Source organism: Paenibacillus arenilitoris (genome assembly GCF_014705655.1).
GTDB lineage: Bacteria > Bacillota > Bacilli > Paenibacillales > Paenibacillaceae > Pristimantibacillus > Pristimantibacillus arenilitoris.
Map to the genome: position 1 here is coordinate 353,619 of NZ_JACXIY010000002.1, position 21,187 is coordinate 374,805.

A 21,187-nucleotide genomic window follows, 5' to 3' on the forward strand; every position below is an offset into this window, starting at 1 on the left:
AAACTTGGCGCCGCGAAGGCGCTTGCCTTGTGCAAGCTTGTAACCTCTCGTACAAAAACTTACAATCAAGTATAGGACAAAATAAGCTGTTTTTACAAACAGTTAATATGGAGAGAGAAGAAAAATGTTGCTAAACGAACAATATGTGGATTCGCTTTACGGGGAAGACGCCGATCTGGCGCGCGCCAAGGCTGGCATCGCGGCGGCCGGAATGCCCGATATTTCGGTCGCCGAGGGCTATGGACGGCTGTTGACGATGCTGGTCGCGATGTCGGGAGCGCACAAAATATTGGAAATCGGGGCGCTCGGCGGCTACAGCGGCATCTGCCTGGCGCGCGGACTGAAGGAGGGAGGCAGCCTTGTATCGTTGGAACTTCTGCAGAGCTACGCCGATTTGGCAAAGCGGCATATGGAAGCGGCGGGACTGGGCGATAAGGTCGATTATATGGTGGGAGACGCGAAGCAAAGCTTGGCGGAGCTTAGGGCGGCGGGGGGAAGGTTCGATTTCTTTTTCATCGACGCCGATAAGGAAGGGTACCCCGCCTACCTCGATTATGCGATCGAGCTGGCGGAGCCGGGAGCGGTCATCGTCGGCGACAACATTTTGCTGCGCGGCAGAACGACGAATCCGGCCAAGGAAGGGCCGTCGGTTCTCGCGGTCCGTTCGTTCAACGAGCGGATCGCTTCGGACGAGCGCTTGCTGAGCACGGTGCTGCCGGGTTATGACGGCCTGGCGATCGCGATCGTGAAGTAGGTTTGGGCTGGTCGCGCTCCGATGCGGAAGAAGCGGGAGACGGGTTTGCATCGGAGCGTACATGCAGGCGAATGGATGGACAGAGGTGCGTATACGTTATCGCTAATCGCGAGACAGACAAAGGTGCGATAGTGCGCATATGTGTTATCGCTAATCGCGAGACAGACAGCGTCTGTGCCAAGGCGGCGGATTATGCGCTCTAACAGCTATCATTCCTCGCGTAACAGCAAGGTTACGGCTCGCTTATCATTCGCCGAAAGGCATGAGAGGCGTTATCGCGTTTGCATTCCCGCCTCAATCCTCGCCTCATTTCCGCCGCAGAATGAATGCCAATCTCAAAAGTTGAAATTAAACCGCGATTGAAGAGCTGCAAAAACGTTTTAATTTCAGTATTTGATACTACATAGCGTTTCGGAAGCTCTACAGATGGTTTAACGATGAAGTAATTTCATTATTTGCACTTGTTGGCGAATATTAACCATTCTCGAACAAGCCAATTGCAATTTTTGAAATTATCCCGGTCCGGCTTAATGGATAAACATTCGCTTCGTCGGGTTAAGGCTCCATGCATGCGTACGAGATGCGCCCCCTTGAGAGGCTTTGATCCACTCCAGTTGCTCGAGCTTTCGGAGATGCGGGCGGGCCGTATTGTAGGTGCATCGAAGGCTGCTTCGGACGTCTGCGAGCTGCATAGGTCGTTCGAGTCGCGCGGCAAGGCGCAAAATCTCCCGTTCGCGGACATGCAATTCATCGAAAGCGCCGATTACGCCGAACAGCCGGCCGACCATCTGCTAGAGGAGCTGCTGCCACAGCCGCGGGCGCTGCTCGATATCGTCGTAGCCAATGCGAACGACGGTCCAATTGTCGTTCGTGAGATGCATCTGCCTGACCCATTGATCGCAAAATTGTCTGCGCGTCACATGGCGCAAATGCGTGCCATAGCCGTCGATTTCGATCGCGATCCGGACATGGGAGCGTATGTACGCAAAGTCGATATAGCGATAGCCTTCGCCGAAATCTTGCATTTCATATTCGGGATGCAGATACTGAAAGTGGCCGAACGCAGGCCACCAGACGTTATGCAGCATGAGCTTCTCGGCATGACCCAGCCCATCTTTGATTCTACGCCGGTTCTCTCCGCTGCGTCCGGCTGCATGCTTGGCTAACCAGTTCTGATAGCTTTCCTCGAATAATCTATCGTTCAAATTCGATCCACTCCTTTAAAAAAAGTAAAAAGCGCCGCATGAACAGGTGCGTACCTGTCCAAACGGCGCATGCTTTGCTGCCTCGAATATTCGACTAGTTAGAGATTAGCATAATTCGTAACAAACGGCCAGCGAATTTTGCGATAAACGGGTATTAGTTTCAAAAAGTGAAATTCATTCGCAGATTTCGCTTACAACATGCCGATTAGCTTCAAAAGTTGAAATTAGAAGCGGCGGTATGGACGAGAAGTTACTCAAATATCCCGAGTAATTTCAAAGTCTGAAATTAAGCGTACCGGCAGGGCCCCTTGGGCGAAAGCAGCTGCAAAAATTGAAACTAATCGCCCCTTTGCTCGTCTATTACGTTCGCACCCCCACTCTCAAGCCTTCGAGCGAACCGGCCGCTTCCGGAGCAGCGACTGCCATACCCATGCGGCGTTGGCCAGCAGCAGGACGCCGGAGAGGATGAACAGCCCTTGAATGCCGATCCAGCCGGACAGCGCGCCGCCGGTGATCGGGCCGATCATGTTGCCGAGGCTGAGCGTGCTCGTGTTAAAGCTGTAGGCCCGGCTCTCCATTCCGTCGGGCGTATATTTGCGGATCAGGGCGTTCACCGCCGGTATGAGCCCGCCGAGGAAGACGCCAAGCAGGAAGCGCGCGGCCAGCAGCTGCCAGACCGTCCCCGCGAGCGCCTGCGGGATGAAGGCGAGCGCGGCGCCGAGCAGCGCGCAGCCAAGCACGCGCTCCGCGCCGATCCGGTCGCTCAGCCTGCCGAGCAGCGGCGAAGCGACCAGGTTCGACAGGCCGGTCACCGAGCCGACGAACCCGGCGAAGAACGCGAGATTTTCCGTCGTTCCGTGCAGCTCCTGCACGTAGAGCGGGATGAGCGTCATCGGGCTCATCATCGCGAACTGGATAAGGAAGGTGACCGCGAAGAGCGCGGTGAGCTCCCTAATGCCGCTCAGCTGCCGAAAGCCTTGCAGGACGGAAACCTGTTCGCGCGCGGCCGCCTTGGCCCGGTCGAACGGCTCCTTGACGATAAACAAGGCAAGGAGGGAGGCGGCGAACAGAAACGCGCCCGTTAAGTAAAAGATCGGCCGGAAGCCGATCGTATCGGCCAGCAGGCCGCCGATGAACGGGCCGAGTATCGTGCCGGCGATGCCGCCGGATTGGATCGTGCCCATGGCGAAGCCCATCCGGTTTTTCGGCGTCGTAGACGAGATGAGCGCGATCGATGCGGGATTAAAGCCGGAAATCGTACCGTTCAGCATGCGCAGCAGCAGCAAATGCCAAGGGGTCGTGGCGAACCCCATCAGCGCCATGACGACCGCCATGCCGAAGCCGGATCGAAGCAGCATCATTTTGCGGCCGTACCGGTCGGCCAGCCTCCCCCAGATCGGCTGGAAGATGAATGAGGTGACGAAGTTCCCCGCGAAAATAATGCCCGCCCATATGCCGATCTCGTGCTGATCGGTCAAACCTAAATCAAATTGCAAATACAGCGATAAGAACGGAATGATCATCGTCATTCCGGCCATCACGAGAAACTGACCGAACCACAGGACGACAAGATTTTTTTTCCACTGTTCCATAGACAAAGTATACCATAAGCGACATGGAAAATACCTTGGTCCAAGCTTAAAGCCCGCTACTGCGCGTAATCGCCGGTGTAATTGATCAGCGACACGTCAAGCACGCCGTCGATGGCCGACATAACGTTCACAAAGGCCGTGTTGTCATCGCGGAGCCTGATTTCGATCGTCATTTCGATGTAATCCTTGCGGACGGTTTTCGATTTGAGCGTATAGTTCAGCTTGCGAAGCTGGGTACGGACGCCCGTTATCGCTTCCTCCGTATGGCGGATGATGAGCAGATAGGGCTGCTCCCTGACTTTGCGTCTGGACAGCCAGAGCAGCGTGAGGCTGATCGCGGCCGAGCCGACTAGCGCGACCGGGTACATTTTGGCGCCGGTTGCAATGCCTGCGGATATCGCCCAGAACATATAGACGATGTCGAGAGGGTCTTTCACCGCCGTCCGGAACCGCACGATGCTGAGCGCGCCGACCATCCCTAGCGACAAAACGATATTCGTGCTGATCGTCATAATGATAATTGCGGTAATCATCGTCATGAGGACGAACGTTACATTGTAGTTATAGCTGTATACGACGCCCCGGAACGTTTTTTTGTAGATGTAGAAGATCAGCATCCCGATGCCGAACGAAGCGATAAGACCGATTAGAACGTCCGTATACGAAACGCTGCGGAACGCCTCCAAATGAAGCATGCTCTTCTTGAACAGATCTTGAAAGTTTAAGCTCTCTCCCATTGGCGTCTCCTTAATTTTTGAAATGTTGCATGACGGTTTCCCTGCAAATGACATACTTCGAAATGGCCGATCGATTGCTGGCATGCGGGCTCGCCAGCATCCGGATCATTTCCGGAAGGTACTCGTTGTATTTGACCTCCAAAATCGTTCGGGTCGGATCGAGCGCTTCCGTCAAGATGAGCCCCGGGTCGAACAGATCGTACGTATTAATCCCGGCTGCCAGACGTTTGTCGAAGGTGATGCGGACGTCTCCATGCTCATACACGTAGGCTTCCCGGATATAATCGACGATGGCAGCGGGACGGTAATGCTCGTGGACGAGCGAGCGGTAAAAGTCCTGTACGAGAGGAATGGCGGATGATTGCAGGCCAGATGCGTCCCCCTTTAATATCCGATCGTAGTCCTCCCTTGCGAGGTTGGCCGATTCCTTGTTCACGTACGCGCCGAATTTGTTCTTGCGCTCCAGCTTAATGATCCGGTCGCTGCCGTTATAAACGCGGATACGGTACTTGTGTCTGCGGAAAATGCCGTCCATTTTGTCGTACAAGGCGCTGTCCCGGGGGTTGTCGAAATAGAGGCTGCGGATGCCGTAGCCTTCTTCTCCGGTTGCGTTGGAATCGAGCGGCAGCAAGGCGGATACTCTCTGTCGCAGCGTCAAATATTCCTGCGGGTGCAAATAATATTTCAGCTCGTGCCTGAGCTTTCTTCCGAGAAATTTCATGCTAGTTCACCTTCGCTTCCCTGACACCGAAAATGCGTTCGCCTTCATTGTCTAAATAAATATCAAAGGCGGTTTGCTTATGACCGGACTCGTCCCGGGCGACGACTTTCCAGTAATACGTGCCCGGAGAGAGCGCCAGCTCGACCGTCGTGCCCGTCAAATTCATCCGCTCTTGAACGATTTGAGCGAAAGCAGGGTCCTTTGCGATCATAAAATCGTACACAATATCCTCGCCCTGCAAATCGAATGCCGGATCCCAGACGAACGTCTGCTTGCCTCCGCCGCTTGCAACGTCGCCGAGATAAAAGGGCTTCGGCTTCTCAATATCTTCCTTGAACCGTTCCATCGACCGAAGCGGAACGCCGGCGATTCTCTCGAATTCCCGGTTAAGCTCGCCGACCTTGATCGGCATGAAGCTTATGTCGGGCGTCCGTTTGACGAACGGCTCCGCGATGCCGCGCAGCGGCTCCAGCATGGTGCCGACCGTGTCGTTATTAATGATCTCGTACAGCTCGTCGATTTTGTCTTTCAGCATCCGGACATGCTCTTCGCTGCGGAAGAAGCGGTTATGCAGCTTACTGTTCCAATAGTTGCTGATCCCGCTTTCGTAACTATCGGCGCTTCTGGAATCGCGGGGAAGCTCCCAGCCGCCGTCATAATCCCACGGGAGGAAATACCACGTGTTCGAATTGAGCGGCGAATACAGCAGGAAGTTCTGCGAGGACGTGTCCATGTTATCCATGAGCATGTTGGCGGCGAGCCACGTTAAGTAATTGTCCAGGTCAAAATGTTTTTCGAATACGGCGTCGATCGGCAGAGCCATATTGTTGACGTCTTCCAGCATCGCGATCAGCTTGTCATGCTCCTCGCGTCCGTTGATTTCAAGCCGCGACTCGAACGCTTCTTTATTGTAGCTCGGATCGGATTGCGATTTGATTTCGTCGGGATACCGGAAAAACTCGAACATGACCGCCTTGTACAGCTGGCCGTACGGATCGAGCCAATGGTTTTTCAGAAACATTTTGTTCGGCTGCTCGATATGCGTGTAGAGGCCGTAGTCCTCGAAAGGCTTATCCGGATTGCCGCCTTCGGACAAGTCTTTGACATAGAGCTGCACGAACTGCGAGCGGAGGCTGGTTATATCGGGCAGCGTCTCCAGTATATCGAAGCTAAGCTTGTTGCGGATCCGGGAAGGGTCGAACGCATGCTTGTTCAGATTGAGCGTCCGCTGGTCATGCCAGAGGCCGGCCTGATCGTTCAGCTTTATTTTGTAAGACCGCTGGGACGCATATCTCGACGAATTGCCGCGAAGGCTGATCTTACCGTTCGCATCCGTCATGCCGTAACCGAACATGCCGGATTGTGGCCCGCTCCCGCCGGGCGAGCCCTCTTGCGCAATGACGTCCAGCTCGCCCTCGGCCATTCTATCGCTGATCCGGTTCAGCGAATACCAGGTCAGCGGCTGCGATGCGTCCGAGTCCTCCGGCAAAATCGTAACATACATCGGTATGACAGACGTATCGTCGTCCCGCTCGTATAATTTTTTGTCTTCGGTCAAGCCGCTCGTTTGTTCGGTTATAACGGTGTCCGGCCCGGCGTCGGCAGGTTCGGACGGCGTGCTTGTGCCGGAATTGCCCGAGCAGGCGGAGAGCAGGGCGGCGGCGCTGGCCAGAACCGCGACCGTCGTTGACGCCTTGACGCGCCATCGCTTGACGAGAGACGATTTCCGGGGAGCCGCGATCGGCTGGGAGCAGAATGTGTAATAATCGATGTTTCTCAAGTATAGCATCAGCCTTCCCAGCGCGGCGCCGAGCGTCAGCAGAGCGGCAAGAAATAAGCCAAGCCCGTGGTAACCGGAATGCATCGTCCAATAAGTGAAGGCGGCGTTCAATACAACAAATAAGCCGCTTATGAGCAATACGCCTTTGCGGTCATCGAAGTAGAGCAACAACAGCATGACGATAAAAGCGATAATGAACAAGAAGTAACCGAGCGCCAAAATGGCAAACGCATAAAACTGCTCCATCGAAAAGCCGATGGCCGGAAGAAGCTTGATGCCGAGCGCGAGCGATACGACGGTAAAAAGCAGCTGGACTTCCATGATGAAGCTGATTTCCTGAATAAGCGTGCGCTGCATTTCCTTCTTCGCAAGCGTAATGTCGGTCAGCGTGCCGCCGCTTAATATTTTGTCGTAGTAGGCGCGGAACTTCTCGTAGAACGTCGTTTCGACCGACACGACGAACGTGACGAGCGTCGGGGTTACGGTCAAGTAGGCGTAGAAGACCGGCAAATCGAAGAACGGCGAAATGACGTAATGATCGGCGACGCGAAAGTGCCCCGATCCGGTCCAATAGACGAAGCTGTGGATATAGACGCCCGAGTAGAAAAACGTCCCGATGAAGAACAGCGACGGGTACTTGGAGAGATAGGACAGAAAGCTCCAATAGATCCGGCTTTGTCTTGGCGGGAAAAACTGCTCGAAATGTCTCGCGGACAGCAGCACGACGATAAAAAAGCCTGCGGCGATCGCAGCCAATACGGATGTCGCGTTGTCATACGGCGTATAGGCGAGCAGCAGCCAGGCGCCGATCGTTGCGCAGACGACGCCGATCAGAAAACTTCTGACGATTCTCTTGTAATCTTTGAGAGCGGACAGATGCACCGTTTGAAGCCAAATGACGATCAGCTCCGAGAACAGCAGGTAAGTCGCGATTTTGTAGCCGGGTCCGACCGGCATGCCGCGCAGGAACAGCCAAGCCGTCAACGCGCCTATCGGCAGGCAGACGGCGATCGAGCCGTAGTAGGAGGAGAGGAGGTGCTCGTATTTTTTCATATACATCATATCCGCGATGAATCGGGTAAGCACCATCGACAATCCGCCGGTAATGAGAACGGAGAAGATGAAGCAGTAGACGATCGTCGTCAGGAACAGCTCCTTCTCCAGAAACGAAACGCCGGATAACGTCATCAGCCACTGCATGCCGACGACCATGAACATGCAAAGAATCATCGGTCCGATCGTCGTCAGCGACGAATAGGCATAGGCGACAACGTTATTGAATAGGCCGTGGCCGTTAAAAAGCTTTCTTAGTTCAAAGCCGATGCCCGCCATCTTCTTTCCCCCTTGTAATCCGAATACCGTTCACGGTAGCTCTCGATGAATTTTTCGCGCGTGTAGGCGGCGTTGACGCGCGCAAGACCGTTTCTGCCCATGGTTTCCCTCAATTCGCTGCTTCTGCAGAGGGTCGCGATGGCCGCCGCCATTTGGTCGTAATGCATGACCGGCGCCACGATGCCTGCGGGTCCTATTCCGTCGTCAAGTCCCTGAAGCAGCTCTCTGCAGCTGCCGACGTCGGTCGTTACGCAGGGCTTCGAGGCCGCCATCGCCTCCAATACGGCAAGAGGCATGCCTTCGCTGATGCTGGAGAGCAGAATGATGTCCATTCGGGCCAAATAATCTTTGACCCGAACCTCGCCCGTAAAAAAAACGCCCGACAATTGCAGCGTCTCCACTAGCTGCAGGCATTCCTCGAAATATTCTTCGTTCTCTTCGGAAGGGCCCATAATGTACAGCTCGGCTTGCGGGAACTCGCGCCTCACGAGAGCGAAGCTTTGAATCATCGTCTTTATATCTTTGATCGGGACGACGCGTACGATGGCGCCTAAGCGAACGATGCCGTCATCCTCAGCGGGACGGCTTGCGATATCGGCATAATCGGCGACATTGACGCCGTTCGGAATGATTTTTATTTTGTTCTCGTCGCAGCCAAGTTCGATTTCGATTTCGCGGTTGCGGTTGAATAATGTGATCACCTCGTCGGCATAATTGTAAGCCGCCTCGGAAAGCCGGTAAAAATATTCGATCCACAAATCCTTGAAGTATCCTTTCACCCAGTCCGCTTTTATAATCTCTTCTTCCCGCTCCCTGGAGTAGATGCCGTGCTCGGTAAGAATGTACGGGCTGCCGTACAAGTGCTTGGCGAGCGCGCCGACTACGCCGGCATAACCGGTCGATACGCTGTGATACAAGTCCGCTTTCGGGATGTCGCTGCGTATCGTCAGGAACAGAGGGAGGATCATGGAACGCACGGTCCAGAACATTTCCGTAAACGGAACCTGGGCGTATTTATCCTCGCACAACTCCACCAGTATATCGAAGAAATCCTTGCTCATCAGGAAATCGGACGCAGCCCGCAGCTTCTTGGACCGGAGCATGTCGAATATGCCGCTCCATTCGACTTCGCCGCCCGAGCCGAGCAAGGAACGGAACGCGTTGCGCTTGTCGTCCGACAGCCGGAACCGGTGACCGCTTTCGCCATTCTCGCTTAAATACGAGTCAAGAAAGATCTCTTTGATCTCGGACACGTTGGACGGCAACGAATATTTGTACTGGCCGCGCTGCTTCTCGTTTGCGACGATGGCGAAGATGACGAATTCATGCTCGGGCAAATTCGTAATGAGAGAATGAATCCAGCTTGACACGCCGCCGGTTATATGCGGGTATGAGCCTTCGGCGATGATGCAGATCCGCATGGTCGTTAACCACCCAATTCGATTTTAAATTCCGCTTTTCCGGCGGTTATCAAGTATACGCCCTCGTCGATTTTGCGGACGGTGCAGCCCGCATGAGCGCGTATCGTCCGCTCCGTCCTCATGATGAAGTGCAATTCGCTGCGATACGGCTCCACCGAGCCGTGCAGCGTCCGTCCGCTGCGTGCCCAAGTTACGCCGCTCGAAAGCGTCTCAGCCGTCCGGATCGCCGCTTCCGTGGAAGTTAACGGCCTCAGCCAAGGGTAAGTTTTGTCCAATCGGGCAAGCATTTCCGTATACTTCTCATACAGTTCTTCCCAGTCCAGCCCATGGCTGCGCTGATCATTGAGCAGGTCGTCCGGATGGATAAAGTGGGAGAAGATGCCGAGCGAAGTCATCGTGCTTGCTTCCGACCATCTCTCGAAGCTGCCCTGCATATACCCGGAAGTCACGCGCGGCAGCTCAAGGATGCCGTCCTCCGCGATTTCGAATTCCTGCACGTAAGAGAGACCGGAGGAGTCTTCCGCGTAAAGCGAGGAGATGACCGCGATATCCGGCCAGCCTTGTTTGAGCGCTTCCCGTCCTTCCCGACTTAATACGTTGGATGGGGGGACGTAAGACAACATCGTATAGTTTGGAAAAGCGGTTTTGGCGAAGCGGACGACTTCCTCAATGGATTCCGCCATCTCTTCGGTACCGGGCCAGGCATTATATCCGAATTCGCCGGCAACCGCCTGCGACAGCACAAGCGACTGGTGATTATAGCCGTGAAGGCCGATTTCGCCGCCGCTCTTAAGCACCTCGCGCCCATAGGAGACGAGCCCCTTTACGTCGGCATCTACGGGAGATCGGAATGGCGGTTCTGTATTGTCGTTATAGGATTCGATCAATACGGCCGTATAGACGATGTCGTACTGCTTAGCCGCTTTCAGCATGTCGGGCCACCACACATCCCGGAAGAAGGCCGGCCGGTCCCTGCGGTAATCGCGGTATAGATCCGCATCCAGGGTGCTAGCGATCGGGGCAGGGAAGTCGTCGATGTACATGATTTTTGCATTGAAGATCGGATAAATGAATTCGGGCATCAACATTGACACGGCGCCGGCGATCAGCCCGCGATTAATTTTTTCCTGCAGCATGGTACCGTTGAACACCATGAATTTTCCTTCGCCGTACGGGTAATCCCACAAGAGCGGCACGCCGCCGGCCGTCGTGGCGAGCACGCGGCTCTTCTCGTCCAGCGCGACGCTTAGGACAGGGTTCGTGATGAACGGATCGTCGATGACGAGACCGTTCTCGCCGATCAGCACGTTGGAGGTCAGCGTGATGCCCTGGGCTTCGACAAGCTCCCCCGCATCGAGTATGCCCATCTTCCGGTACAAGCGGTAAAAAGCGTCATCCTGCTCGGGATACATCGTTAAAAAAGCATAGCCGCCCCGGTCGACATAGTCGGCGAGCGTCTGCGCGTCTCCAAGCAACCCCAGCCGATGCACGGATACGAGCACCGCTTCGCAGCCCGAAGGGGCCAGCATGCCTTGCCGAAGGTCTATCGCCTTAACCGGCTTCTTCATATATTGGAGCACGCGCATCGCCTGTTCATTCACCTTGACGCTGAATTCGTCCGTCCCGTCGTACGCCAGACAATAAGGCGGACCGCTCGGTTCGATTGCCCGGCTGCCCGCGGCCGCTTCTTTCCACTGCTTCACGCCTTCGATCATTTGTTCGTTGTGGCTGAACTGCAGCACAAACTGGGAATGGGTGATTTGTACGCCGATCGCGAGCAGCACGACGCTGAGGACGATGAGGTAGACGTTACGGTTCAATCTAAGTTTCGGCTTCATGAGGTCCTCCTTCCGACCAGAATCGAACGGCGGTCAGCGCGCCGCTCGACAAACGGATGGAGGATTGCTTCAATTGCTCCAGCGTCTGCTTAAGTCGATCAATCGAACGCAAAGTATAGTAGACGTTCATTAAGCCGAGATACGCATCCTCGCTGCGAGGATACCGTTCGAGAAACTGTAACGCCGTCTGTTCGGCATCGGAATAACGGCCAAGGTCCAGCTCCGTTTCCAGCTTATCCTTATAAGCGCCGGCCGTATCGGGATCGGCTGCGATTAGCCTGCCGAGCACCTCCGTGTAAGTATGCTTGTGCTTCAGCATCGTCCGGTCATCGAGAAATCCGCTCCTCATATAGCTTTTCAGAACGTCGGCATAGGAGGCGAGCAAGTGGGCGTCCTGTTTGTTTTCCTCGTATTTGACCGACAGCTCCTGCATAGCGAGCGTCAGTTTGCGCTTGATCTCCATGATCGCGCTGACGGCGTAATGGGAAGTTTCCGTATCCTCGTTGCCGACCGCGAGGCGAAGCACCTCGAGATATTCCAAGGAGTCCTGCTTCAGCAGATCGATCATGATCCGCCTTCTATTCGTCAAATCGTTGACGAGCAGCGCTTCCTCGAGCGGTACGACGTTTCTTTCCTTCTCGGCGTCCGGTTTCCTGTAAACGCCGGTATGTCTGCCCAAATTATCGATCGTTAAGGCCGCATCCAGCTCGGCAATGCGAGCGGTTGCGCGGCTCGCGTTCCGTTCTTGCCACCTTTTCCGCCAGAACAAGGGGAGAAGGAAGCCGATAACCGGCAGGGAGGCGGCGAGCGCGAAACGAAGCAGCCACTCCCGCTTGTCCCTTTTGTGGCGGATACCGAGAAGGATGCCGCACAATAACAAATAAGCGATAAAAATAAGGTCAAGCATAGAGCAAATCCTCTTTCACAATATTCAGGTTGATATGGTTCAAGCCGAACCGTTCGAGCACGAAAGCGGCATCCTGCCGGCCGGAATTGCTAAGCAGGATCAGCAGCTGTCCGTCCCGCCCGAGGCCCAGGTAGTCGGTTTCGCGCAGCGAGCGGTAAATTTGATCGGCCGTCTCCGGCGAGACGTCGGCAGCCGAACCGGCGGTGAGCAGCACATATTCGACGCCATGCTTGCTGCTGGCGAGCCGCTTGCTGGCGAGAATAGGTTCGAATACTTCCGGTTTCAGCACCCTCGAGCCTTCGAGATAACGCTGGCTGACGGTCGCTTCCACGTAAGAAAGAGCGCGAGACAACGAGGAAGAGATGAGGTCGACGGCTATTTTGAACAAGTTCTCATAATAAAGCGAGAAATGATCGAATTTCAGGCCGTGCAGCGATACGACGGCGACCACTTCGCCGCCGTTTAGGACCGGCGCAGCCAGCAGCGGCGAGTCTCCTGCCAGCTTCTTATTCACGTAAACCTTTTTGCCGTCCAGCAGCTCCTTGACGTAAGGGGTAGCCTCAACCTTGATCGATTTGGGCGCTTCAAAGCCATTGCCGTTAGAGCGAGCCGCCAGCCGAAGATAGCTCTTGTATTTATTTACGGTATAGATCGTTACCGCATCGGTTTTCATAATGGATTCAAGAACGCTTATAGTGGATGTGAAAATTTTCTCGGGCTCCAGGCTTTCCAGCTCTTTGGTGACCGAATAAATTTTGCCGAAGCTGTCGCCGTTGTTCATAATTTGCAGTTGGAGCTCTTCCTTCACGGCGCGCGTCTCTTCGTACACTTCATTCAGAAACGAATATTTATGTTGAAGCGCGTCAAGCTGCCGTTCCTTGCTCCGCGCGGCGAACGTTCTCCGGTCGACCGAATATCCGACGACCAAGCCGACGAACAGGTAAACCGCAACCTGGAAGAAGAGATCGGTGCCATAAAACAGCGAAATAAGGTCATATCCGTTTTCCAGCAGCTGGTATGTATGAAGCAGAGCGGATAAAGCGACGGCCGTAATCGATTGACGATTTCCGTAGATGATGCCGATAATGATAATATAGAAAAGTTTAACGTCGATAAAATTGTACTGCGTGTCGTCGATCTTGTACGTCAGCCAAGCCGCAAGCGCGAACGCCAGCAAATTTTCCGCGTACGGGACAAACGCTTTAACGGCGCGGGAAAGCAGGGAAGGCTGTTCGGTTTTCGGCTTTACCGTTGTTGGCTCGGCGGGGCGTTCGTTCCTGAACCATTCATAGGTGCGCCTTACCCCTTCGTTAAAGACGTATTTCGGCGCCCAGTCCAGATCGTTTCCGATGCGATAGTTATCGAGCGCGGAGCGGTAAATGTCGCCTTGGCGGGCATCGCGATAGGAGATGGCGCTCGTGCCGTGAAGGCTGCGGATCGTTTCGACCAGTTCGTTCACGCTATGCTCGGTATTGGTGGACAGATTGTAGACACCGGACAAATCCGAGTAGGAGGAACGGTAAATCGCATCGGCGACATCCTCCACGTAAATGAAATCCCTGGTCTGCCCTCCGTCGCCGAAGACGACGAGCTCCCTGCCTTCTAGCGCACGTCCGATGAAGGTAGAGACGACGCCGCCCTCGCCTCGGCTATCCTGCCGCGGTCCGAACACATTCGAGAAACGGAAGCACAACGTCTCCAAGCCGTAAATTTCCTGCCATTTCAAACAATAAGTTTCCCCGATCATCTTGTTGATGCCGTAAGGCGATATCGGGCTGCAGGACGCCGATTCCGGCAGAGGGAGCTGTTCGCTCGAGCCGTATACGGCTGCGGAGGATGCAAAAATGAATTTTTTGACTCCGAATTTATGAGCGAATACGAGCATGTTCGATAGGCCGAGCACATTGGATTTCGTATCTTGTCTTGGATTTTCGATCGAGGCGGCCACGCTGACCTGCGCGGCTAGGTGGATTACGATATCAAAACGGTTATTGCGGAAGATCTCTTCGCAGTTGCGATCTTCTACGGAAAGAATATACGATTTATGCTTGAAATCGACGTTGCGTTTGTTGCCGGTCGACAAATTATCGATAATGGAAACCTCGTACCCTTCTTTACTGAAGCGCTCCGCCACGAATGAGCCGATAAATCCATATCCTCCCGTTACTAGTACTTTCATTCCCTATCACTCCATTGCGAGAGGTTATTCGACATATTTCGCTATTGTACCATTATCTGCAAGCGATTTGTTGAATATATCGAACTGATTTTTTTTGTTTATTATCTCATATATTAGTAGAAAATAAAACCCAAGACCCATATAATTGATGAGATTCCGTGTCTAATATAGGTATAAATGTCCATGGAAGTATATGCCTCTCGTCATGATACAATGTAGGCGATAACAAGGAGGTCGTTTTATTGAAACAACGGTGGTTTTTGGCTGTTTTTGTCGTTTTGCTAACCGGGTCTGCCGCCCTATTATTGGGAAGAGGGCTTTATGCGGACGGGCTCGTTCCCCGCACCGTGCATTCCCCCGTCGAATCGAACGCGGTGCTGGCCAATCCGTACATGGGTTTTGCGGTCGATGCCCGGTATGACGAAGCGAAGCAGCCGTTCCGGCTTGCGCATGCCAACCTGACTTGGAGCGAGCTTGAGCCGGAAAAAGGGAAATATGCGTTCGAAGCGATCGAAAGCAAAAATAACTTTGCCTATTGGAGAGAAAGAGGGGTGAAAATCATCATTCGGGTCATTCTCGACTATCCGAGGGAGGATTCGCGAATGGACATTCCGGAATGGTTATATTTCGAAACCGGCAAGAAGGGCGTCTGGTACGACACCGATTACGGCAAAGGATTTAGTCCGGACTACAATCAGGTGTCGTTGATCCGAAATCATGAAAGGCTTATAGCTGCGCTTGCAAAGCGCTATAACAACGACCCGCTTATCGCCTTCGTTCAACTCGGAAGTTTGGGCCATTGGGGCGAATGGCATACCCGCAACGACAAACAAGCGCGCATTCCGTTTCCGAGGCGGGCCGTGTCGGATCAATATGCGGGGCATTACGTGAAATATTTTGCGAGTAAGCCGCTGTTAATGCGCAGGCCGCACGCGATAGCCGCGAAGAACGGACTGGGCCTGTACAACGATGCATTCGGCAGGCGGGACTCGACGATCGACGGGTTTTTGAGCTGGTATACGAAAGGCTACACCTCATGGCTAACGCAGGAAAAAGAACCGGCCATGCCCAACTTTTGGACGAAAGCGCCGAGCGGCGGGGAATTCGCGGACGAGAAAAAATATATGCGCGATTCGGCGATCGAAGAAACGCTGCGCCAAGCCAGGCTCACGCATGTCTCGTGGATGGGGCCGAATGCGCCTTCGCTCGAGGAGCCCGGCGGCGCGCTGCAAAAAAATATAGACCGGTTTCTAAAGACGATCGGCTATCGGTTCGTCATCGCGAAGGAGTCCCACGAGGCTAAAGTGAAAGCGGGCGGCGCACTGAACGTGACGATCGATGTGAGAAACCGCGGGGTGGCTCCGTTTTATTTCAAGTGGCCCATCGAATTGACGCTAAGCGATCGGAACGGTCAAATCGTAGCTTACGCCAAGCCGAATGCCGATATCCGCAAGTGGCTGCCCGGGATGCACAGCTTCTCGGCCAAGCTGAACGTTCCGGCAATGCTGCCGACGGGGGAATATACCGTCAATGCCGCCATTCTCGACCCGGAAACCGGGAAGCCGGGCATCGATTTCGCGAATGACGGCAAGCGGGACGACGGCCGCTATTCGCTCGGCAGCGTATCCGTCAGTGGAACGGTCAAGTAAACCGGCGTTTCATTCTATCGAACACCTGCGATTTTCATTTACTTTTCATGCAAGCTGATAGCCGATTGTCATACTATTGTCATAGGAAGCCGAGTGACAACGGTTGTTAGGTCTGATGAAAAAGGGCATAATGAAATCATGGCAAAATACATAGAAATGGGGAACGGGGATGTCTTATAACGACCGTTTCATACGGGCATGCCGGAAGGAACAAGTCGATCGGGTGCCGGTATGGTACATGCGCCAGGCGGGCCGGTATGATCCTGATTACCGCAAAATAAAAGAAAAATATTCGCTGCTGGAAATATGCAAACAACCGGAGCTGGCGGCCGAGGTGACGATGATGCCGGTCCGCAAGCTGGGCGTCGACGCGGCTATCCTATACTCGGACATAATGAATCCGGTCGCTTCGATCGGCATCGATTTCGACATCGTCGCGAACGTCGGACCGGTCATCGCGAATCCGATCCGCTCGGCCGCGGACGTGGAGCGCCTGAAGCCGATCGACGTGGAAGGGGATATGGGGCATATTCTGGAGACGATCCGGATACTGGACCGCGAGCTTGGGGTGCCGCTCATCACGTTCGCGGGCGCGCCGTTCACGATAGCGAGCTACCTGATTGAAGGCAGGCCTTCGAAAAACTATTTGCGCACGAAAGAAATGATGTACAGCGAGCCGGAGCTGTGGCATGAGCTGATGCGCAAGCTCGGCGATATGGCAATCGCTTACCTGCGCGCGCATATCGCGGCGGGCGGCAAGGCGTTCCAGTTGTTCGACAGCTGGGTGGGCGCGTTGTCGCCGGCCGATTTCCGCAAGTTCGTCCTGCCGACGATCGAGCGGATTTTTGCCGAATTGGCCGATTTGAACGAGCCGAAAATTTATTTTCCGGGCGTCAGCTCGGGGGAGCTGCTGCCGGAGCTGCACCAGGTGAAAGCGGACGTCATCGGGCTCGATTGGCGCGTGCCGATCGAGGCGGGACGGCGCAGGCTGGGCGGCGGCTACGCGGTGCAAGGCAATCTGGACCCGACGATCCTCACGGCGCCGATCGGCGTTATCGAATCTTACGCGAAGGAGATTATCGACAGCGGCATTTCGGAGCCCGGCTTTATTTTTAATCTTGGTCACGGTTTGTTCCCCGAGGCGTCGATCGACAAGCTGGCCGAGCTTACGGCATTCGTGCATTCGTATTCGGCGAAGGCCATCGCGGCTAAGAACGGTAAGGAGGCAAGCCATGTCTAGCGAGAACTTGACGAAAATCGGCGTGCTCGTCATGTCTTACGGCACGCCGGAGTCGATGGACGACGTCGAGGCGTATTACACGCACATCCGGCGCGGCCATGCGCCGGCCAAGGAACAGCTGGACGAGCTGAAAGGCCGGTATGAAGCGATCGTAGGCGGCGTCTTCCCGCTCCGCGAGAATACGAACGGGCAGGTAGCCGGCCTGCAGGATAAGCTGGAGCAGCTTGCGCCGGGGCAATACGCGTGCTACCAAGGGCTTAAGCATGCGAAGCCGTACATCGAAGACGGCGTCCGGCAGATGGCGGCGGACGGCATCAAGCGCGCGGTAGGCATCGTGCTGGCGCCGCATTACTCGATTATGAGCGTCGGCGGGTATATCAAGCGGGCGGAGGAGAAGGCGGCCGAGCTCGGCATCGAGATTGCGTTCGTGAAGGAGTACCATCTTCATCCGAAGCTGATCGAGGCGCTGACCGGCCGGGTGCGGGACGGGCTTGCGCGGCTCGCGGAAACGTCGGGCGGCGAGGAACGGGTAAAGGTGCTGTTCAGCGCGCACAGCCTGCCGGAGAAAATTCGCGAGCTCGGCGATCCTTACGAGAAGCAGCTGCTGGAGACGTCGGCCGCGGTAGCGGAAGCCGCGGGCGTGAAGGATTGGCAGTTCACATGGCAAAGCGCGGGGCGCACGAGAGAGCCTTGGCTCGGGCCGGACATTCTGGATACGCTCAAGGAGGTCGCCGCAGACGGCGTCAAAGGCGTGCTCGCCGCCCCGATCGGCTTCGTGTCGGATCACCTTGAAGTGCTGTACGACCTCGATATCGAGGCGAAGGCCGAAGCGGAGGCGCTGGGCGTTGCGCTTGACCGCATCGCGATGCTGAACCGCGATCCGTTATATATGGAGACGCTGGCGGAATCGGTGCTTGAATCCGCGAAAGGCTTGAATTGAATAATAGGCGGAGCGGGGCCCGGGTACGACGGCGTCCCGCTTTTTTTATTGATGCCGCGGGCAACCGGGCGCATGACGGCCGCCGCATTAAAATGATATAATAGTTTCTCCATCGTCAGCAGAAGTTGCTATAATGATAGAGTCTGCAATCGATCATAGAGGAGCCGTTTTTCATGTACTTATCCAGGTCCGAGACCCACCAGCAGGACAAGCTTAAGCGTAAAAAAAGGCTGAAACGGTTAATGATCGTGAATCTGACGCTGTTTGGCGTCATTATAGCCGTGCTGGCCGTGTGGCTGGCCGGCAGTATGCTGCGCAATGCGCAGGAGCCGTCCGGGGGCGGCGGGGCTTCCGGTTCGGAGCAATCGGCCGGTCTCGCGCCCGAAGATGAGCCGGCGGCCCCTTCGGCCGAGCCCGATGCCGATCCGGGCGATCCGGCCGAGCCGGGCGGCGAAGAGCTAGAGGGCGGCGCGGAGTCCGGCGAAGGCGTACCGCCGAGCGAGGAGAGCGGCGATGGGGAGCGCGTCAGCCTCTCCTTCGTCGGCGACCTGCTGCTCGGTGAATACGTGAACAAAGTCGTGGAGCAAGAGGGTTTCGATTTCCTGTACCGGCCGTCCTTGCTCTATTTGAGCGAGTCGGACCTGACGGCGGGCAATTTGGAGCATCCGGTCACGAACGGGGGAACGCCCGCGGAGGGCAAGGACTACGTGTTCAAAGGATCGCCCGACGCGCTTCCGCCGCTGCGGAACGCGGGCTTCGACGTGGTGTCCCTGGCGAACAATCATACGCTCGATCAAGGCGTCGAGGGGCTGCTCGACACGATGCGGCACCTGGAGGACGCGGGCATTGCCCACGTTGGCGCCGGCAGCAACGACACGGAAGCGTTCGCGCCCGTCATCAAGGAGGCGAAGGGCATCAAGGTCGCTTTCATCGGGCTGAGCCGGGTCGTTCCGTCCGTCGAATGGAAGGCCGACAAGAACGTCGCCGGCGTCGCGGAAACGTACGATACGCGGCGGGCGGTCGCGGCGATCAAGAAGGCGAAGGAACAAGCGGACGTCGTTGCGGTGATGGTTCACTGGGGCAAGGAGCGGGTCGATCGGCCAGAGCCGTATCAGCGGGATTTCGCGAGACAATACATCGACGCCGGGGCCGATCTCGTCATCGGCAGCCACCCGCATGTGCTGCAGGGCTTTGAAACGTATAAAGGGAAATGGATCGCATACAGTTTAGGGAACTTCATTTTTAGCGCGTTTCCGAAGGGGACGGCGGGCGAGACGGGCGTCCTTGACGCACTCTGCACCGCCGGCGGGGACTGCGAGCTGATCTTCCACCCGATGTTCACCGTCAACGCGCAGCCTACGCCGCTCGAGGCAGAGCCGGCCAAGGCGCTGCTCGAGCGGCTGACGTCGATCTCGTTCGGCGTCAGGCTGGGCGAAGACGGGAAGCTAATCCCCGGATGACGGAATTTTTTTTTGAGAGGATGTGCCAGGCATGAGAAATCCTTGCGTCGCGCATAGAGGCTGGTCCAGCCGCGCGCCCGAGAATACGATGGCGGCCATTCGGTTCGCGCTCGAGGATCCGGCGATCGAATGGATCGAAATCGACGTGCAGCTATCGAAGGACCACGTGCCGGTCGTCATTCACGATTATACGCTGCGCAGGACGACGAACGGCAGAGGCGAAGTGAAGGATTGGACCGCTGCGGAGCTGGCGAGCCTCGACGCGGGCCACTGGTTCTCGCAAAAGTATCAAGGCGAGTCCATTCCGACGCTGGAGCAGGTGCTGCAGGAGTCGCTCGGGCGCTGCAAGCTCAATATCGAGCTGAAAACCGACGGCATCCGGTATCCGATGCTCGAGCAGAAGGCGCTGGAGCTGCTGCGGGCATACGAAGCGGAGAAGGACGTCGTGCTGACGTCGTTCAGCGAAGGCTCGCTGCACCGCGCGCGCAAGCTGTCGGACTCGGTCAGAACCGGGCTTATCCTGGACGCTTGGCGTCCGACCCTGCCTCTGGAGCTGCGCGAGCTTGGGGCGGACTTTCTGTCCATCGGCTATTCGAGGCTGAATAAAGATCGAATCGCGCTGCTGAAGGCGGCGGGCATCCAGGTCATGGCCTGGACGGTGAACGAGCTGCGCGCGATCCGCAAAGTGGCGGAGCTCGATCCGGAGCTGATGATTTGCACGAATTACCCGGACCGCTGGCAGGAAGCGATGCTGCAGCGGGCGGGCCGGCCGTAAATTGGCCGAATGGACGGAAAATCAAGCAGGAGCGATCCCCCGCGTCCGAAGCTTCGGCGCGGGTGATCGCTCGCTTAAACGGGAGGCTCGCCTTAAGATGGTTGGGATTATCGAGGAATGGTGGATCAGGCTTCTTATCGGATTATTATGCAGCGGCCTGGCCGCCGCCGCCGCTTATCGCGCGCGTTCGCTGTCCGGTTCCGGCGCGGCGTCGGCGGTCGTCATGGGGACGGGCTTCGTCACGCTCGGCGAACCGGTCTGGTTCGGCGTGCTGATCGCCTTCTTCGTATCGTCGACGGCATGGTCGAAGTGGAAGCGGAAGCATCGCGCCAAGGCGGAAGCGGAGGCGAAATACGAGAAGGGCGGGCGCCGCGACGCCGGACAAGTATGGGCGAACGGCGGCGCCGGGCTGCTGCTGTGCGCCGCGAACGCGCTATGGCCCGATCCGGGATGGCTGTACGCGTTCGTCGGCGTCATGGCCGCCGTGAACGCGGATACGTGGGCCACCGAGATCGGGGCCCTCAGCCGGACGGCGCCGCGCTCGATCACGAGCGGCAAGCCCGTGGCGCCCGGCACGAGCGGCGGCGTCACGCCGCTCGGCAGCGCAGCCGCGCTCGCGGGCGCCGCGTTCATCGGCGCCGCGGCCGCGCTGCTGCT

16 protein-coding genes are annotated in these 21,187 nt (G+C 56.1%); 7 read left to right on the forward strand and 9 right to left on the reverse strand.

Annotation, left to right across the window (positions count from 1 at the left end):
* The first annotated feature begins 124 nt into the window (after positions 1-124).
* Entirely contained in the window at positions 125-754 is a 630-nt protein-coding gene (locus IDH41_RS03030; RefSeq protein WP_190858144.1) for an O-methyltransferase, read from the forward strand.
* 791 nt (positions 755-1,545) lie between these two features.
* On the opposite strand, the gene IDH41_RS03035 is transcribed toward IDH41_RS03030, so the two are convergent.
* From IDH41_RS03035 to IDH41_RS03075, 9 genes are all read right to left on the reverse strand, one after another.
* Complete coding sequence (locus tag IDH41_RS03035) at positions 1,546-1,959, reverse strand: hypothetical protein (protein ID WP_190858146.1); 414 nt, start codon at positions 1,957-1,959, stop codon at positions 1,546-1,548.
* 380 nt (positions 1,960-2,339) lie between these two features.
* Positions 2,340-3,551 carry an MFS transporter gene (locus IDH41_RS03040; RefSeq protein ID WP_190858148.1) on the reverse strand — a complete coding sequence of 404 codons (1,212 nt, stop codon included), beginning with the start codon at positions 3,549-3,551 and terminating at the stop codon, positions 2,340-2,342.
* Between the two features lie 56 nt (positions 3,552-3,607).
* Positions 3,608-4,288, reverse strand: a complete 681-nt coding sequence (locus IDH41_RS03045; protein WP_190858150.1) for a DUF4956 domain-containing protein — start codon at positions 4,286-4,288, stop codon at positions 3,608-3,610.
* A gap of 10 nt (positions 4,289-4,298) precedes the next feature.
* The gene (locus IDH41_RS03050; protein WP_190858152.1) at positions 4,299-5,009 is read right to left on the reverse strand and encodes a polyphosphate polymerase domain-containing protein; all 711 of its coding nucleotides are present in this window, start codon (positions 5,007-5,009) and stop codon (positions 4,299-4,301) included.
* Position 5,010: 1 nt separating this feature from the next.
* Positions 5,011-8,121 (reverse strand): exopolysaccharide Pel transporter PelG, encoded by a 3,111-nt coding sequence (gene pelG / locus IDH41_RS03055; RefSeq protein WP_190858154.1) that lies wholly within the window; start codon positions 8,119-8,121, stop codon positions 5,011-5,013.
* Entirely contained in the window at positions 8,097-9,542 is a 1,446-nt protein-coding gene (gene pelF / locus IDH41_RS03060) for a GT4 family glycosyltransferase PelF (RefSeq protein WP_190858156.1), read from the reverse strand. Before pelF ends, pelG begins: the two co-directional genes overlap by 25 nt.
* A gap of 5 nt (positions 9,543-9,547) precedes the next feature.
* Entirely contained in the window at positions 9,548-11,380 is a 1,833-nt protein-coding gene (locus IDH41_RS03065; protein ID WP_190858158.1) for a DUF2194 domain-containing protein, read from the reverse strand.
* The gene (locus IDH41_RS03070; protein WP_190858160.1) at positions 11,364-12,287 is read right to left on the reverse strand and encodes a tetratricopeptide repeat protein; all 924 of its coding nucleotides are present in this window, start codon (positions 12,285-12,287) and stop codon (positions 11,364-11,366) included. Before IDH41_RS03070 ends, IDH41_RS03065 begins: the two co-directional genes overlap by 17 nt.
* The gene (locus tag IDH41_RS03075; protein WP_190858162.1) at positions 12,280-14,466 is read right to left on the reverse strand and encodes an NAD-dependent epimerase/dehydratase family protein; all 2,187 of its coding nucleotides are present in this window, start codon (positions 14,464-14,466) and stop codon (positions 12,280-12,282) included. Before IDH41_RS03075 ends, IDH41_RS03070 begins: the two co-directional genes overlap by 8 nt.
* A 242-nt stretch (positions 14,467-14,708) precedes the next feature.
* On the opposite strand from IDH41_RS03075, the gene IDH41_RS03080 reads away from it, so the two are divergent.
* From IDH41_RS03080 to IDH41_RS03105, 6 genes are all read left to right on the forward strand, one after another.
* Positions 14,709-16,115, forward strand: coding sequence for a DUF4832 domain-containing protein (locus tag IDH41_RS03080; protein ID WP_190858165.1), 1,407 nt, complete (start codon positions 14,709-14,711; stop codon positions 16,113-16,115).
* Positions 16,116-16,284: 169 nt separating this feature from the next.
* The gene (gene hemE / locus IDH41_RS03085; protein WP_190858166.1) at positions 16,285-17,355 is read left to right on the forward strand and encodes a uroporphyrinogen decarboxylase; all 1,071 of its coding nucleotides are present in this window, start codon (positions 16,285-16,287) and stop codon (positions 17,353-17,355) included.
* Entirely contained in the window at positions 17,348-18,295 is a 948-nt protein-coding gene (gene hemH, locus IDH41_RS03090; protein ID WP_190858168.1) for a ferrochelatase, read from the forward strand. The genes hemE and hemH overlap by 8 nt, the downstream gene beginning before the upstream one ends.
* A gap of 173 nt (positions 18,296-18,468) precedes the next feature.
* Positions 18,469-19,755, forward strand: a complete 1,287-nt coding sequence (locus tag IDH41_RS03095; protein WP_190858170.1) for a CapA family protein — start codon at positions 18,469-18,471, stop codon at positions 19,753-19,755.
* A 31-nt stretch (positions 19,756-19,786) separates the two neighbouring features.
* On the forward strand, positions 19,787-20,530 hold the full coding sequence (locus IDH41_RS03100) for a glycerophosphodiester phosphodiesterase (RefSeq protein ID WP_190858172.1): 744 nt from the start codon (positions 19,787-19,789) through the stop codon (positions 20,528-20,530).
* Positions 20,531-20,627: 97 nt separating this feature from the next.
* On the forward strand, positions 20,628-21,187 hold a 560-nt coding region (locus tag IDH41_RS03105; protein ID WP_190858174.1), incomplete at its 3' end, for a DUF92 domain-containing protein.